General features: G+C 57.9%; 18 protein-coding genes. 9 read left to right on the plus strand and 9 right to left on the minus strand.

Going from position 1 to position 13839, the window contains the following annotated elements:
• Positions 1 to 30: 30 nt before the first annotated feature.
• The gene (locus GFB49_RS15660) at positions 31 to 249 is read left to right on the plus strand and encodes a succinate dehydrogenase assembly factor 2 (protein WP_153217012.1); all 219 of its coding nucleotides are present in this window, start codon (positions 31 to 33) and stop codon (positions 247 to 249) included.
• Between the two features lie 74 nt (positions 250 to 323).
• Complete coding sequence (locus tag GFB49_RS15665) at positions 324 to 821, plus strand: MarR family winged helix-turn-helix transcriptional regulator (RefSeq protein ID WP_194269373.1); 498 nt, start codon at positions 324 to 326, stop codon at positions 819 to 821.
• Positions 822 to 1088: 267 nt separating this feature from the next.
• Here GFB49_RS15665 and GFB49_RS15670 read toward each other — a convergent pair whose 3' ends face one another.
• Positions 1089 to 1517: a VOC family protein gene (locus GFB49_RS15670; protein ID WP_153216877.1), complete on the minus strand. Its 429-nt coding sequence runs from the start codon at positions 1515 to 1517 to the stop codon at positions 1089 to 1091.
• A 222-nt stretch (positions 1518 to 1739) separates the two neighbouring features.
• Here GFB49_RS15670 and GFB49_RS15675 point away from each other — a divergent pair, with 222 nt between their 5' ends.
• Together GFB49_RS15675 and GFB49_RS15680 are read left to right on the plus strand one after the other, a co-directional pair.
• The gene (locus tag GFB49_RS15675; RefSeq protein WP_343032603.1) at positions 1740 to 2573 is read left to right on the plus strand and encodes a thymidylate synthase; all 834 of its coding nucleotides are present in this window, start codon (positions 1740 to 1742) and stop codon (positions 2571 to 2573) included.
• Between the two features lie 24 nt (positions 2574 to 2597).
• On the plus strand, positions 2598 to 3074 hold the full coding sequence (locus GFB49_RS15680) for a dihydrofolate reductase (protein ID WP_153216878.1): 477 nt from the start codon (positions 2598 to 2600) through the stop codon (positions 3072 to 3074).
• Positions 3075 to 3155: 81 nt separating this feature from the next.
• Here GFB49_RS15680 and GFB49_RS15685 read toward each other — a convergent pair whose 3' ends face one another.
• Together GFB49_RS15685 and GFB49_RS15690 are read right to left on the minus strand one after the other, a co-directional pair.
• A complete protein-coding gene (locus tag GFB49_RS15685; protein ID WP_246149756.1) occupies positions 3156 to 4031 on the minus strand; it encodes a delta-class carbonic anhydrase in 876 nt (291 codons plus the stop codon).
• Positions 4032 to 4396: 365 nt separating this feature from the next.
• A complete protein-coding gene (locus GFB49_RS15690; protein WP_153216879.1) occupies positions 4397 to 4603 on the minus strand; it encodes a cold-shock protein in 207 nt (68 codons plus the stop codon).
• 236 nt (positions 4604 to 4839) lie between these two features.
• On the opposite strand from GFB49_RS15690, the gene GFB49_RS15695 reads away from it, so the two are divergent.
• Entirely contained in the window at positions 4840 to 5157 is a 318-nt protein-coding gene (locus GFB49_RS15695) for an arsenate reductase family protein (protein WP_153216880.1), read from the plus strand.
• A gap of 67 nt (positions 5158 to 5224) precedes the next feature.
• Here GFB49_RS15695 and GFB49_RS15700 read toward each other — a convergent pair whose 3' ends face one another.
• From GFB49_RS15700 to thrS, 5 genes are all read right to left on the minus strand, one after another.
• Positions 5225 to 5794 (minus strand): DoxX family membrane protein, encoded by a 570-nt coding sequence (locus GFB49_RS15700; protein ID WP_153216881.1) that lies wholly within the window; start codon positions 5792 to 5794, stop codon positions 5225 to 5227.
• Between the two features lie 3 nt (positions 5795 to 5797).
• Positions 5798 to 6577: an HvfC/BufC N-terminal domain-containing protein gene (locus GFB49_RS15705; protein ID WP_153216882.1), complete on the minus strand. Its 780-nt coding sequence runs from the start codon at positions 6575 to 6577 to the stop codon at positions 5798 to 5800.
• Positions 6574 to 7440: an MNIO family bufferin maturase gene (gene bufB, locus GFB49_RS15710; protein WP_153216883.1), complete on the minus strand. Its 867-nt coding sequence runs from the start codon at positions 7438 to 7440 to the stop codon at positions 6574 to 6576. The genes GFB49_RS15705 and bufB overlap by 4 nt, the downstream gene beginning before the upstream one ends.
• 102 nt (positions 7441 to 7542) lie before the next feature.
• Positions 7543 to 7848 carry a BufA1 family periplasmic bufferin-type metallophore gene (locus GFB49_RS15715; RefSeq protein WP_153216884.1) on the minus strand — a complete coding sequence of 102 codons (306 nt, stop codon included), beginning with the start codon at positions 7846 to 7848 and terminating at the stop codon, positions 7543 to 7545.
• 220 nt (positions 7849 to 8068) lie between these two features.
• Positions 8069 to 10000, minus strand: a complete 1932-nt coding sequence (gene thrS, locus GFB49_RS15720) for a threonine--tRNA ligase (protein WP_153216885.1) — start codon at positions 9998 to 10000, stop codon at positions 8069 to 8071.
• A gap of 476 nt (positions 10001 to 10476) precedes the next feature.
• On the opposite strand from thrS, the gene GFB49_RS15725 reads away from it, so the two are divergent.
• The 4 genes from GFB49_RS15725 to GFB49_RS15740 all read left to right on the plus strand — a co-directional run bounded on the left by GFB49_RS15725 (position 10477) and on the right by GFB49_RS15740 (position 13230).
• Positions 10477 to 11220, plus strand: a complete 744-nt coding sequence (locus tag GFB49_RS15725; RefSeq protein WP_153216886.1) for an alpha/beta fold hydrolase — start codon at positions 10477 to 10479, stop codon at positions 11218 to 11220.
• Positions 11217 to 11807, plus strand: coding sequence for a histidine phosphatase family protein (locus GFB49_RS15730; protein WP_153216887.1), 591 nt, complete (start codon positions 11217 to 11219; stop codon positions 11805 to 11807). Before GFB49_RS15725 ends, GFB49_RS15730 begins: the two co-directional genes overlap by 4 nt.
• A gap of 147 nt (positions 11808 to 11954) precedes the next feature.
• Positions 11955 to 12380 carry a VOC family protein gene (locus tag GFB49_RS15735; RefSeq protein ID WP_153216888.1) on the plus strand — a complete coding sequence of 142 codons (426 nt, stop codon included), beginning with the start codon at positions 11955 to 11957 and terminating at the stop codon, positions 12378 to 12380.
• 115 nt (positions 12381 to 12495) lie between these two features.
• A complete protein-coding gene (locus GFB49_RS15740; RefSeq protein ID WP_153216889.1) occupies positions 12496 to 13230 on the plus strand; it encodes an alpha/beta fold hydrolase in 735 nt (244 codons plus the stop codon).
• Positions 13231 to 13244: 14 nt separating this feature from the next.
• Here GFB49_RS15740 and GFB49_RS15745 read toward each other — a convergent pair whose 3' ends face one another.
• Positions 13245 to 13832, minus strand: coding sequence for a DUF6151 family protein (locus GFB49_RS15745; protein WP_153216890.1), 588 nt, complete (start codon positions 13830 to 13832; stop codon positions 13245 to 13247).
• Between the last annotated feature and the right edge of the window lie 7 nt (positions 13833 to 13839).

A 13839-nucleotide genomic window follows, 5' to 3' on the forward strand; every position in this document is an offset into this window, starting at 1 on the left:
CCCATCGATGTCCGCAAGAAACGCCTGTACATGCGTTCGATCCGGCGCGGCATCAAAGAGATGGACATTCTGTTGCAGGGTTATGCGGATGCGCATCTGGCAGATATGGATGCCACCCAGCTGGACCTTTATGAGGCGTTCCTGAATGAAAACGATCAGGACCTTTATCAATGGGTGACAGGCCAGGTGGCACCGCCAGCGGAACTTTCTGATTTGGTTAAAGAAATCTCGCAAACTTATCAAAAATAAAAATGAAATGCCTTAACGCAATTTTCGGAAATTGAGCGCATTCTGTCTCTAGCAAATTCGAGTCGGAGATGCGCATGAGTATGGAAATGCCAATTGGCCAGCAGGATACCAAAGGGTTCATGACTGGCTACCTTGAAGCGCTCGCGCTAGTCGAGCGTCTGCATCGTCTGCTATTGGACGTGATCAAGGATGAATTTGAACGTGTAGGCGTTCTTGAAATCAACGCGGTTCAGGCTCTTCTGCTGTTCAACATCGGGGACAATGAGGTGACTGCGGGGGAACTTAAATCCCGTGGTTATTATCAAGGCAGCAATGTCAGCTATAACCTCAAGAAGCTGGTCGAGATGGGTTATATGCACCATCAACGTTGTGAAATCGACCGCCGCTCTGTCCGTGTACGCCTGACAACCAAAGGGCGTGAAATTCGGGATATTGTGACCGAATTGTTCCAGCGCCACGCTGAGGGGCTGGAAAACCGAGACGTGATCAGCGTCGAAGGGATTGCCGATATTACCACGTCGCTTAAGCGCGTGGAGCGGTACTGGGCAGACCAGATCCGCTACATCTACTGAACGTAGATCAGACCAGGAGAATTCCGCGTCTTGTCGGAGCGGCCAGAAAGGCCCGGACGACCGCCAGGATGCACGTTGTAGAATGCAACGGTGAACACAAATTCACAAAGCGGCCGCCCAAAGGGGCGGTCGTTTTTGCGTTTGGGCCGCCATTTGTTTGAGCGTTGACAGGTTTAAATTACCAAAACAAAAAGGGTCCCCAGCACGCGCAAAGGACCCTTGGGATACAGGCGACCAAAGGGCAGCCTGTTTACCTGTTGCGCGCTTTTACCAGTGGCCAGTGTTTTCCATGCTGGCCCAGGGTTCCGCCGGTTCCAGGCGATCGCCGTTTTGCAGCAGTTCCACCGAGATATTGTCGGGAGAGCGGACAAAGGCCATATGCCCGTCGCGCGGTGGACGGTTGATGGTCACGCCATTGTCCATCAGGTGCTGGCACACCGCATAGATATCGTCGACGCCATAGGCCAAATGGCCAAAATGGCGGCTGTCGCTGGGCAGTTCATCGTCGCCGTCCCAGTTGTAAGTCAGCTCTACCGGTGCCTCTTCCTGGCCGGGAGGGGCCATAAAGATCAGCGAAAACCGGCCTTGTTCGCTGTCGATGCGGCGGGTCTCTTTGAGACCCAGCAACTCATAAAACGCCATGGATTTCTCCAGGTCTTTTACGCGAACCATTGTGTGCAGATAAGTCAAAGCCATGTGTCGTTCCTCCAAAGTCTGGATCAGCAATGTTGGCGCTAAAAGCTTTAGGCCGGGCGCGCGTGTAAAGCCAGCGAAACTGTCTGCCTATGGGCGCACAAGCACCTGCGCGCCAAACAGTTTGGCGACGTGGCCGCCTGTGGCCTTGCAATCTGTGGTCTGGCAATTTCCAGAACCGCGTGGCACAAGGAGAGAAACACGACGTTGTGGCAGGGGGCAGACGTGCAGCAATATCTTGATGCATTGCGGATGGTTCGGGATCAGGGTGTGGAGTCGACAGACCGCACCGGGACCGGGACGATTTCTTACTTTGGCTTGCAGTGCCGATATCCGCTGGCCGAAGGCTTTCCACTGACAACGACCAAGAAACTGCATCTGAAATCCATCATCCACGAGCTGCTGTGGTTCCTCTCGGGCGACACCAATATCCGCTATTTGCAGGACAATGGCGTGCGGATCTGGAATGAATGGGCGGATGAAAACGGCGATCTGGGCCCGGTCTATGGCCACCAGTGGCGGCGCTTTCCGCGGTTGGAGCTGGCTGAGGGCACCCTGGGGGATGAGCCCCTGTATCGGGCGGGCACCGTGGATCAGATCGCGGATCTGGTGGAGCTGATCAAGACCAGCCCCGACAGCCGTCGCATGATTGTGTCAGCTTGGAACCCGGCGGATGTGCCGAATATGGCGCTGCCGCCGTGCCACACCCTGTGGCAGGTCCGTGTGGCAGGCGGCAAGATGCATCTGCAGCTGTATCAACGTTCGGCCGATATGTTCCTGGGCGTGCCGTTCAACATCGCCTCTTATGCGCTGTTGCTGAAGATGCTGGCCCATGTCACCGGCTACGAGGCTGGCGACTTTATCCATACGATGGGCGATGCGCATATCTATTCTAACCATCTGGAACAGGTGGAGCTGCAGCTGGGCCGGACGCCCAAACCCTTGCCCGAGCTGCGGATCCTGCGCGATGTGCCCTCGATCTTTGATTTCAAGTTTGAGGATTTTGAGGTCATCGGTTATGACGCGGATCCCAATATCAAGGGCCAAGTGGCAGTTTAACAGGCGGCGGAATAAGAGAGCGATATGATTACGTTGATTGTGGCGCGCGATCGCAATGGGGCGATTGGCAAGGACAATACTATTCCCTGGCGCGCGCCTGAGGATCTGAAGGCCTTTCAGCGCGAGACGCTGGGCGGCGCGATTATCATGGGGCGCAACACCTGGGACAGCCTGCCAGTGAAGCCGCTGAAGAACCGGTTGAACATCGTTGTATCCTCAGACCCGAATTGCGCGGATCTGGTGGTGCCCTCCATCGCGCAGGCCGTGGAGGAGGCGCGCGCGCAGGGGTATATGCGGATTTATGGGATTGGTGGGGCCGGGATTTACGGCGCAATGCTGGAGATCGCCGACCGCCTGCTGATCACCGAGGTTGAAACCGTGGTCGCAGGGGCAGATACGCATTTTCCCGAGGTCGATGTGAATGTCTGGAGCCCAGCCACTCGGCATCCGCTGCGCACAGAGGATCCCGCCTGTGAAATGGTGGAATATCTGCGGCGCTGAGAATGAACCCACAGGATCCAAGTGAACCGCCCCAAAAAGAGGGGCGGTTTTTGTTTTGCAGGTCCACCGTTTGCTCGCCTGTTACTGGTCGATCGGTGACAACAGGTGAACGTTTTCCACCAGATTGCGCACGCCATGGGCGTGATCTTCGTGGAACACGTTATCCTTGAACCAGGCATCCACCGAGTTGATGTCCACCTTGATCACCTGAGGACGCACGCTCCATGTGACCTGAAAGGGGGAGCCTTTTTCGTTGTAGGACGGGCCGGTTGTGGAGCCTTCATACAGAACAGGCGTGCCCAGGTTGTTTGGGATGTTCTCGGCCTGATAAAGGCCGTCTACCTTGCTGACCGCGGCCATTTGGGTGAAATCGGCAGCCTTTGGATCGTTGACTAGGACGGCGACAACGGTTTCAACGCGCAGCTGCGGGTTGGCGATGGCGTCGCTTAGACAGGTGCCGAGGGTTGGCCCCGGCTGCGCCTGTGCAGTGGAATGGACAAAGTGGATTTCGATTGTATCGCCGCTTTGCAGATCGCCATATTCGCTATCGCCAACGGGGTGACCGACCGGCGTCAGCTCGGCATCTGTCAGGGTGCCATCATATTTAAACCCGGTGCCAAAGCCCTTGCCATTGCCGTTGCCCGCATAGGTGGTGAACTCACCGCCTTTGTGTTCCGCGTTTTCGTGGAAATGGATGTCACAGAGGTTCATTGCAGTATAGGCGGGCGCGGTTGAAAAGGCGCGGGTGTTTTCGCCTGCATGTTGGGACAGATCGCGTGGCGATTGCGGACCAAAACCAGCATCCTTGGTCGTTTTGGCAAGGTTTTCACGTTGTTCTTGGATGACGTGATCATCGACATGGTCGTGACTGTTGGTATTCGCAGCCAGAACAGCTGTGCTGTCCAGCACAGAGGCTGCAAAGGCCGTGACGGCCAGAGAGGTCATTGGATGGGGCATTTTATGTCTCCACTCAAGTAAAAGTTCAGGAGCTCCAAAGAACGCAACCCGCGGTAATGAAATTGGCTTGGGCTGTTATGCCTTTGAAATCACTGTTGTTCGCACGTTTTATTTTAGTGGCCGTTTTGTAATGCGCATTTAAATTTAATTTTAATGGACATCACAAATACATTATAAATATGCGCGATCCGGGCGGCCTCGTCTCTAAATCTGGGCGTGACGTTTTTTGCGGGATGTTTTGGGAGGAGTGGTTTTGGGAAAACACGAAGCTGTTCTACCTCCAGCAGGGGGGTAAAATGCAGGGGTGTGATGTGGTGTATGTATCAGCTGCGCCCCGCTGACGTAGGGCGCAGCAGATGATTGTATTAGAGCGGCTTAAGTTCCCCGGCCATCTTCCGGCCGTCACGCCCTTCGGTCAGCTCATAGCCTACCTTCATATTGTCGGTCAGCCCCGTCAGCCCCGAGCGCTCAACTTGAGAGATGTGCACAAACACATCCTTGCCGCCTTCGTCCGGTTCGATGAAACCATATCCCTTGGTGGTGTTAAACCACTTCACGGTGCCGGTTGGCATATCCCCGTGTCTCCTTCTACCTTTCACATTCCCACGAGGCCTCCCCCGTGAATTCGACACGCCCCGCCATCTGACAGCTGTGCGTTCGTTGGCGTTATGCGCCAAAGAAGGATGCGCAACTGTAAAACCGCTTGACGGCCTGTGTTAACTGTTGCACGCGAATTGCAAAAATCAAGCAAAACACTGGATCACTACCATAAATTGTAGCCACGTGGCTGAATTGACAGGAGAATTTTATGATCGTTTACGGCCTGAAAAATTGTGATAGTTGCCGTAAGGCTTTGAAAGCATTGCCCGCAGCCGAATTGGTGGATGTGCGCGCTGAGGGGGTTCCGGCCGAGGTGCTGCAAAAGGCCTTTGCGCATTTTGAAAGCAAGCTGCTGAATACACGGTCAACAACGTGGCGGCAGTTGGATGAGGGCGAACGTGGTCAGGATCCGCTGACGCTGATCAAAACGCATCCGACTCTGATGAAACGGCCGTTGATTGTGGACGGGGATCAGATGGTCCTGGGCTTTGACAAGGCGGCGCAGGCGGCCTTGGGTCTGGAGTGATACAATGAAAAACGCCCTGCTGTCGGGCAGGGCGTTTTTACAAACGTGAGTGGTCGTTTGAAATAGATCAGGCCATCGCGACGCGGGCTGTCAGCTTTTTGCGCAGGAGCGTGTCCAGCGACAGAACGCCTGCGCCCTTGAACACCAAGATCACCAGAACAAAGCACCAGAACAGGCGCTGGTCGAGGATCACACCATCGGGCAGGCGGTCAAACATAGCGCCCAGTGTTTTGGTGTCGGTGGCATTGTGGCCGTACACATCGGTCAGCGACTGAACCACGACAAAGCCGATCATGCCAACAGCCGCCAGACGGGTCAGCAGGCCCAGAACAATCAGCAGCGGCAGGATAAACTCAGCGTATGTGCCCGCCATAACAACGGCCCATTCAAAAATCCCGAATTGCGAAACATCATAGCCTGCGGCTTCCAGTTTCTTGGGGAAGATCTGGCTGTAAGCGCCAATCGACGGCGACACGATGCCAAAAATACCGTCGCCCAATTTGGTCAGGCCCGAGTTCCAGTAGTAAAACAGCAGGGTCGAGGCAAACACCACACGGGCCAGCAGCGGGGTGAGCTGGTTTCCGATTGTGTCGGCCAGGCCGGTGAGTTTGTCATGCAGCATAATGAGGGAAGTCATGGGTCAGTCTTTCCTGTGAATTTCCGTGAGTGCGCCCCCTTGAAGAAGCAGGGCCAGAGTGGCGGAGAGGTCGAAGTTATTGTTTTCTTGGCTGGCGACCTCAAAAGCCTGGCCAATTGTTTCCCCCCCCATCAGGGCAGAAATCCATGTCGCACCACCGGGCGGCAAAGCCGCGGGCTGCGGGTCAAATTCGGGGCGTGTGATCAAAACATCCTGGGCGGACGCCTGCGGTTTGGGCGCGCCGTCGATCATGTTGAAACGCCAGATGTCCACCACAGGCCAGGGCGAGCGCAGCAGGTGAACGGTTGGGGCCACGGACACGCGGGCCTCCATCAGCGCCTCGGGCGTAAGGGCACCCAGGGCAGCTGGGTCAATCGCCGCGGTGTCAGCCGCGTGATAGGACAGGCGCATCATCTGTTCGAGCCGCGCCACATCCGGTAGATAGCCAATATGCGACAGCTGCGCCATTCCGGCGAGAAATTCGGGAAATTCGTCGCCGTAGAACATCATCAGCGGCGATTGTGGCGGGTGGGCGCGCAGGAAGATCCCTGCAAGCCCTTTCATATTTTCCTCTCCCAACAGTTTGGTCACCACCGGAAAAGCCTGCATCAAAGCCTCCGTCAGCGAGACGGCGACATTGTTGCGATAGACATTGAACCTGCGCCCGGCAGGGCGGTTCTGGCTGTCGCGCAAGCCCTTGGGGGTGTCCACAGCGGCATCCATCATCGCGCGGGTAAAGGCGGTCTGATCAACCGCCGCAATCGGGAGTGGATCGGTGGTCATTTTGCCACCTCGGTGGACACACGCGCCAGCGCGGATGCGGCGCGCGCGGCTTCCGCCTCAAGCGTGGGCCAGTCGGGCACGTCATTGTCCCATTCGATCAGCAAGGGCAGCGGTCCCGCGCGGTCCAGCGCATAGTCCAGCAGCGCCCAGACCGGGTCCACAACCTCGCGCCCGTGGCTGTCAATCAACAGGGGATGGCCGTGGTCGTCCTCGTCCTCATCATGGCCGCCCAGGTGGATTTCCCCCACCAGATCCAGCGGATACTGGTCGATATAGCCCTGCGGGCTGAAATCCAGATTGGTGGCTGAGACAAAGACGTTGTTCACATCCAACAGCAACCCGCAGCCGGTGCGTTTGGAGACCTCTTTCAGAAAACCCGGCTCGGACCAGGTGCTTTCGGAAAAGGCGAGATAGCTGGACGGGTTTTCCAGCAGCATCTTGCGCCCAATCAGATCCTGGACCTGATTGATATGGCTGCAGACCCGCGCCAGTGTGGCGTTGGTATAAGGCAGCGGCAAGAGGTCATTGTAGAATTCGGTGTCATGGGTCGACCAGGCCAGATGCTCTGAAAAGGAGGCGGGGTTGAGCCAGTCGATCAGATGTTTCAGCCGGGTCAGATGGTCCCGGTCCAGATCGCCCTCGCCGCCGATGGACATGCCGACACCGTGGACGGAAATCGGGAAATGTTCGGCAAGATGGCGCAGCTGTGCCAGCGGGCGGCCACCGTCGCCCATGTAATTCTCTGCATGGATCTCGAGCCAGCCAACAGCGCCGGCGTGCGAGACAATGTCGTTGAAATGTTGGGGTTTATAGCCAACACCGGGTTTCAGGGGCAGATGGGTGAATGTGGGGGTGTCCAACATTGCAAATCTCCGTTCTGCGCGTTTCCTGGTTACCGAGTGAAAAGGGGCGAGCGGCATGACCCGCCCCTGTAAAACATTTTGTCCAAGTGCGCGTGGTGCGGCTTATGCCGGCAGGTCGCGGTCCAGAGCTTCCAGCGAACCTTTACGCTCGGTGCCGTCTGCCAGAGCAGGCAGGTCGATGGATGCGCAGGTGCCTGCGTCAACCAGAGTCCATGCGTTGCCTTGGTAATCAACGGTCGAGGTACCTGCGCAGGTTGTGCCAGGGCCGGCTGCACAGTCGTTTTGGCCAGCCAGGGAAACGCCGTAGCACTTCTCTTTGGATTGTGCGGAGGCTGCACCGGTCAGAGCGGTGGTCATAGCGGCTGCAACTGCGCCAGCAACGGCAAAGGTTTTTGCGGTGTTCGACATCTCATTATTCCTTTCGGTTACACATGCGGTGTCGTCGTGATGACATGAAAACACTAACCCCAAGTGTAGCTGCGGTGAAGTCACGAGGCTGTTAGTAACGCCCGCGTCAGCTTCTGTTACGAAATCTCGGGTTTTTTGGGCCAAATCCCGCTTGGGCGCTAACGGTGAAACGAAAAACGGCCCGTCTCCGGGCCGCTTTACTGAATTTCGTGAGCAAATGTTACAGAAGATCGGGCGGGGTTGCTTCGACCTTTAGCGTATTTGTTACATCTGCGAGGCTTTCGACCGAAGTTTGTTTCTGACCGAGGCGGCGCACCGAGACGGTACGCTCTTCCACTTCGCGGTGACCCACGGCGAGAATGACCGGAACCTTGCTGAGCGAGTGTTCGCGGACCTTATAGTTGATCTTCTCGTTGCGGATGTCGGCTTCGGCCTGGATGCCTTCTTTGCGCAGGGTCTCGACCACTTCGGCCACATAGTCATCGGCGTCTGATGTGATGGAGGCCACAACCACCTGACGCGGGGCGAGCCAGAACGGCAGCTTGCCTTCCCAGTTCTCGATCAGGATGCCGGTGAACCGTTCGAGCGAGCCAAAGAGCGCGCGGTGCAGCATGACCGGGGCCTGCTTTTCACCGGATTGGGTCACATAAGTCGAGCCAAAGCGTTCCGGCAGGTTGTAGTCCACCTGCAGGGTGCCGCACTGCCAGTCACGACCAATGGCGTCCCGCAGCACATACTCCAGCTTGGGGCCGTAGAACGCGCCTTCGCCTTCAAAGATGGTGTATTCCATGCCCGCCCGGTCCAGCGCGGTTTTCAACGCGCCTTCCGACAGATCCCAGCTCTCGTCGCTGCCGATGCGATTTTCAGGCCGGGTCGAGAGTTTGACATGGACGTCTTCAAAGCCAAAGTCTTTGTAGATCGACAGGATCAGGTCGTTCACCTTCAGACATTCATCGGTCAGCTGTTCCGGGGTGCAATAGATATGCGCATCGTCTTGGGTAAAGCTGCGCACGCGCAGAAGCCCGTGCAACGCGCCCGAGGGTTCATAGCGGTGAACCTTGCCGAACTCGGCGATCTTGATCGGCAGTTCGCGATAGCTGCGCAGGGTATGATTGTAGATCATCATATGACCCGGGCAGTTCATCGGCTTGAGCGCATAGTCGCGTTCGTCATGGGTTTTGGCCAGGAACATGTTTTCCATGTAGTTGAACCAGTGGCCCGAGGTTTCCCACAGAGCGCGGTCCATGATGTCGGGGGTGTTGACCTCATCATAGCCCGCAGCTTCCTGGCGGCGACGCATATAGGCGATGAGGTTCTGGAACACACGCCACCCGGCCGGGTGCCAGAAGACGGAACCCGGTGCGTGCTCTTCAAAATGGAACAGATCCATTTCGCGGCCCAGCTTGCGGTGGTCGCGTTTGGCGGCCTCTTCCAGCATGGTCAGATGCGCTTTGAGCTTTTCCTTGCCGGTGAAGGCAACGCCATAGATCCGCTGCAGCATCTGACGATCGCTGTCACCACGCCAGTAGGCACCGGCCACCGACATCAGTTTGAACGCATCGCCCGGCAGTTGGCCGGTGTGCTGCAGGTGCGGCCCGCGGCACAGATCCTGCCAGTCGCCGTGCCAATACATGCGCAGGGGCTCGTCGCCCGGAATACTTTCGATCAGCTCGACTTTATAAGGCTCGTTGTTATCGGTGTAATGCTGGATCGCGCGCGCGCGGTCCCAGACTTCGGTGCGGACCTCATCACGTTTGTTGATGATTTCCTTCATCTTCTTTTCGATGGTGCCGAGGTCTTCGGGGGTAAAGGGCTCTGCGCGGTCAAAGTCGTAATACCAGCCATGTTCGATGACCGGGCCGATTGTGACCTTGGTGTCCGGCCAGATCTCTTGCACGGCGCGGGCCATGACATGGGCCAGATCGTGGCGGATCAGCTCATTGGCTTGGGGTTCATCCTTGAGGGTGTGGATGGCAATGGAGGCATCGGCATCGATGGGCCACTGGAGGTCCCAGTGCTGGCCGTTGACCGTTGCCGAGATGGCTTTTTTGCCCAAAGAGGTCGAGATGGAGGCTGCAACTTCGGCAGCGGTAATGCCTGCGTCAAAGTCGCGTGCGTTGCCATCGGGAAATGTGAGGGAAATCTGTGCCATTTGCTTTGGCTCTCCTCGTCGGTTTGGCGCCCACTGAACGCCCGGTTGCGGGTTATGGTTCGCGCACTTGATGACGAAATGCGCGTGTGGCGTCAACCCCTTGGCGTGTGCAGCTCTGGTGTCTTGCAAGGCAGGTGATTGTGCGCAACCGCGCCGCGCCTTTGGCGCGGCGCTTGGCCCAACGGGGGAGGGGCAATCTTTGATTGCCTCGACACGGGCGGGAGTGACACGGGCGGGAGAGTTTGGGGATATCAAAATGAGCGCTGGCGCGCACAGGTATAAGCTGGCGCAGATGCGCCAGCCTGGCGAGGCGCCGCCTCGCGCTCCGAAGTATTTGTAAAAAGATGAAAACCTCATGGAGTTTAAGCAGAGATGCGGGCGGTGCCTGTATCGGTAGGTCGCGTGTTTCGCGCGTTTGCGAATCCGGTAAAACGTGGCATGGCTGGGAACAGGAATTTCAGACAGGAGAAGCGCTTATGTCGGCCAGATTTCTTGAGACGGCGCAGGGGCGGCGCATTGCCTATCATAAAACCCGCGGTGACGGGCCGGTTGTGGTGTTTCTGGGGGGCTTGAAGTCAGACATGGAGGGTACCAAAGCCCTCCATCTGGAGGTCTGGGCGCGGGCGCGGGGGCAGGCGTTTTTGCGGTTTGACTACTCTGGCCATGGCATCAGTTCCCACGCTTACGAGGACACCTGTATCGGGGATTGGCATCAGGACACGCTGGCGGTTGTGGATCAGCTGACCGAAGGGGAGATCGTGCCGGTTGGCTCCTCCATGGGGGGATGGCAGGCGCTGCTGTTGGCCAAGGCGCGGCCTGAGCGGATCAAGGGGATGGTGACGATTGCCGCGGCTCCGGATTTTACCGAAGATGGGTGGTGGGCGTCATTCGACGCGGCGCAAAAGGCAGAGTTGCAGGAACACGGCCTGGTGCATCTGCCGTCCGATTACATGGACCCATTTGTGGTGACGCGCCGCATGATCGAGGACGGGCGGCGGCATCTGGTGCTGCGCGATCCATTGGATCTGCCATTTCCGCTGCGTTGCCTGCAAGGCACGGCGGATACGGCTGTCAGCACCGAGACCGCGTTGCGGTTGCTGGACCATGCGACATGTGCGGATATGCGGCTGAGTCTGGTCAAAGACGCCGACCACCGGTTTTCGGATCCGAAATGTCTTGTGATGATTGAACAGGCCGTAACTGAGGTTTTGAGTATATGAGACGTTTGTTGTTTATCACCCATGGCGAGGTGGAGATTGATCCCAATGTGGCCGTTCCCGATTGGGGGTTGAGCGCGGTTGGGCGCGCCCGGCACGATGTGTTTTCGGCCTCGGATTATGTGCGCGGTGTGGCGCATGTGTTCTCTAGCGCCGAAAAGAAAGCCCGGGATGGGGCGGAAATTCTGGGCGATGCCCTTGGGCTGTCCTATCAGGTTGTGGAGGCGCTGCACGAAAATGACCGCTCTGCCACCGGCTATTTGCCCAAGGCAGAGTTCGAACGCACGGCAGATGCGTTTTTTGCCAATCCCAATGAAAGCATCAGGGGCTGGGAGCGCGCTGTTGATGCGCAGGCCCGTGTGATCGCAGCCCTGCAGGGGATTGTTGAGACGGCACCGGACGGGGATATTGCGGTTGTGGCCCATGGTGGGGTTGGCGCGCTGACCCTGTGTCACGTGATGGGCGTGGCGATTGAACGCAAATGGGATCAGCCCGGTGGTGGGGGGGGCAATGTGATTGCGATCAACCTGCCAGATTGGAGCCTGAACCACGGTTGGCGGCCGATCGAGGATGTGGATAAGGCACCGTAAAGCCCGTCTTTTCTTTTGGCGCACAAGCAGCGAGAGAAGCGGGCGCGATTTGTTAACGCTTCTTTCATTGGCTGTGTTTGTTGCGCCGGATATAGTGAAACAAAACCTCGTGAATGCAACGGCGAGGATCGGATCCGAGGGGATGGAATGGAACAACGTGTCAGTCTGATTACCTTGGCGGTTGCTGATGTTGAAAAAGCCCGCGGGTTTTACCGTGCGATGGGCTGGGACGAAGTCGACAGCCCGGATGGTATTGTGGTCTTTGACCTCTTGTCGCAATCTCTGGGGCTTTATCCGATTGCGGAGCTGGCCAAGGACATGGGCGTGGACCAAGATGTGCTTGGCCATGGGGCGATGACACTGTCGTACAATGGGCGCAACCGGGCCGAGGTGGATGCGGTCATGGCAGCCGCAGCAAAGGCGGGGGCTGAGGTTCTGAAAGAACCACAAGAGGTGTTCTGGGGCGGCTATGGTGGTTATTTCCGGGACCTGGATGGGCACATTTGGGAAGTGACATTCAACCCCTTTGCACCGCTGCGCCGGGATGGGGCCTTTTGCTGGGACGGGCATTAATGCCACGATGCGGGGCAGGCGTCAGATTTTAATCTTGTGATTTCAATAAGAACGCCGCAGATTACCACCATGCGTTGCCGCAAGGGGCGCATTTCGTGTGACCGATGGTGAGAGAATGACCCAAGCCCCATCCCCGTCTCAATCCCAGGAATTGGAACCTTTGGTGCTGATCCCTGGCATGATGTCTGATGCGCGGATCTTTGCGCCGCAGTTGCAGGCGTTTTCGGGATTTTTACCAGTGATGATTGCGCCGCCCATCGGAGGCGACACGGTTGAAGGTGTTGTCGCGCAGATGATGCCTCAGTTGCCGCTGCGCTTTGCGCTGGTGGGGCTTGGCCTTGGGGCCGTTGTGGCGATGGAGGTCCTGCGTCGCGATCCCACACGGGTGGCGCGTTTGTGTCTGATGTCGGCGTCGGCCCAGGCGGATCCGCCGGGCCAGTCTTCGGAGCGCGAACCCCATATTATTGGCGCGCGCACGGGTCGTCTGGTGGAAGCCGTACGCAGCGTGATCGAGCCCGACCTTCTGGCACCGGCCAGCAATCGGATGGAGCTGGTGCAGAGCCTGGTGGATATGGGGCTGGATCTGGGCCCCGAGGTTTTTGTGGCGCAGTCGCGCATGATGCAGCGGCGTGGGGATATGCAAAGTGCATTGCGACGCTGTGCGGGTCCGGGGCTGGTGTTGCGCGGCACCTATGATCGCGTGGTGCCGCAAAAGCGGCAAGAGTTTATCGGGTCGTTGCTGCCACGGGGGCAGGTGGTTGATATCCCGCATGCGGCCCATTTGCCGACGCTGGAAAACGCAGAAGCGGTGAACCAGGCCTTGGCCCATTGGTTGTCACTGCCGGTTTAATCACCTGAAGGCCGTTATTTGGGCAGGGCCGCGCGGGCGTCTTTGCTGAGCACTTCGACGGCTGCCATCGGTTCGCCGGTCTCTGCGTCAAAGAACGGCGTATCCCGCCAGCGCCCCGAAAGCCGGGCCGCACCCATCCGTTTGAAAAGGGACAGAACCATCGGCAGTGCGCCTTTGGTGCGTGGCGGCTTGCCCGGTTGGGGGACAAAGGCCTCAACCCGGATCTTGCCAAAATGATCGGGGTTTTCAAACAGGGCGGTGCGCATGCCCGCAAAAGGTAGTTTGGCGCTGGCCAGGGTGTTTGCAATCGGGGTGCCACAGCAGCCCGCATACCAGCGGAAGATCCCCCGCCGGGTCAGGCGCAGGACGCGCAGATGTTCCGCGCCTTGGGTGATGGTGATCGCCTCGGGTGAGATCTGCAACAAACGCACCGGTTCCGGCGCCGGATCGGGCAGGTTGTGATAGACCTCATTGGCGCGGCAATCGGCGCAGTGGCAGGCCACATGGGTGCCCGCCTGTGCGCCTTCAGACGTCAGATGGCCGCGCAGAGACCCGCAGCTGCAGGAAAACGCCAGAGGGGTCTCTGTTGTCTCTGTTGCCATTGCACAC

Source organism: Tritonibacter litoralis (assembly GCF_009496005.1).
Taxonomy (GTDB): domain Bacteria; phylum Pseudomonadota; class Alphaproteobacteria; order Rhodobacterales; family Rhodobacteraceae; genus Epibacterium; species Epibacterium litoralis.

What these genes read in the sequence shown, in the direction of transcription:
- GFB49_RS15660 (WP_153217012.1), top strand. Translation starts at nt 31, where the DNA reads ATGCGTTCGATCCGGCGCGGCATCAAAGAGATGGACATTCTGTTGCAG.
- GFB49_RS15665 (WP_194269373.1), top strand. Translation starts at nt 324, where the DNA reads ATGAGTATGGAAATGCCAATTGGCCAGCAGGATACCAAAGGGTTCATG.
- GFB49_RS15670 (WP_153216877.1), bottom strand. Translation starts at nt 1,517, where the DNA reads ATGGCTTTGACTTATCTGCACACAATGGTTCGCGTAAAAGACCTGGAG.
- GFB49_RS15680 (WP_153216878.1), top strand. Translation starts at nt 2,598, where the DNA reads ATGATTACGTTGATTGTGGCGCGCGATCGCAATGGGGCGATTGGCAAG.
- GFB49_RS15685 (WP_246149756.1), bottom strand. Translation starts at nt 4,031, where the DNA reads ATGCCCCATCCAATGACCTCTCTGGCCGTCACGGCCTTTGCAGCCTCT.
- GFB49_RS15690 (WP_153216879.1), bottom strand. Translation starts at nt 4,603, where the DNA reads ATGCCAACCGGCACCGTGAAGTGGTTTAACACCACCAAGGGATATGGT.
- GFB49_RS15695 (WP_153216880.1), top strand. Translation starts at nt 4,840, where the DNA reads ATGATCGTTTACGGCCTGAAAAATTGTGATAGTTGCCGTAAGGCTTTG.
- GFB49_RS15700 (WP_153216881.1), bottom strand. Translation starts at nt 5,794, where the DNA reads ATGACTTCCCTCATTATGCTGCATGACAAACTCACCGGCCTGGCCGAC.
- GFB49_RS15705 (WP_153216882.1), bottom strand. Translation starts at nt 6,577, where the DNA reads ATGACCACCGATCCACTCCCGATTGCGGCGGTTGATCAGACCGCCTTT.
- bufB (WP_153216883.1), bottom strand. Translation starts at nt 7,440, where the DNA reads ATGTTGGACACCCCCACATTCACCCATCTGCCCCTGAAACCCGGTGTT.
- GFB49_RS15715 (WP_153216884.1), bottom strand. Translation starts at nt 7,848, where the DNA reads ATGTCGAACACCGCAAAAACCTTTGCCGTTGCTGGCGCAGTTGCAGCC.
- thrS (WP_153216885.1), bottom strand. Translation starts at nt 10,000, where the DNA reads ATGGCACAGATTTCCCTCACATTTCCCGATGGCAACGCACGCGACTTT.
- GFB49_RS15725 (WP_153216886.1), top strand. Translation starts at nt 10,477, where the DNA reads ATGTCGGCCAGATTTCTTGAGACGGCGCAGGGGCGGCGCATTGCCTAT.
- GFB49_RS15730 (WP_153216887.1), top strand. Translation starts at nt 11,217, where the DNA reads ATGAGACGTTTGTTGTTTATCACCCATGGCGAGGTGGAGATTGATCCC.
- GFB49_RS15735 (WP_153216888.1), top strand. Translation starts at nt 11,955, where the DNA reads ATGGAACAACGTGTCAGTCTGATTACCTTGGCGGTTGCTGATGTTGAA.
- GFB49_RS15740 (WP_153216889.1), top strand. Translation starts at nt 12,496, where the DNA reads ATGACCCAAGCCCCATCCCCGTCTCAATCCCAGGAATTGGAACCTTTG.
- GFB49_RS15745 (WP_153216890.1), bottom strand. Translation starts at nt 13,832, where the DNA reads ATGGCAACAGAGACAACAGAGACCCCTCTGGCGTTTTCCTGCAGCTGC.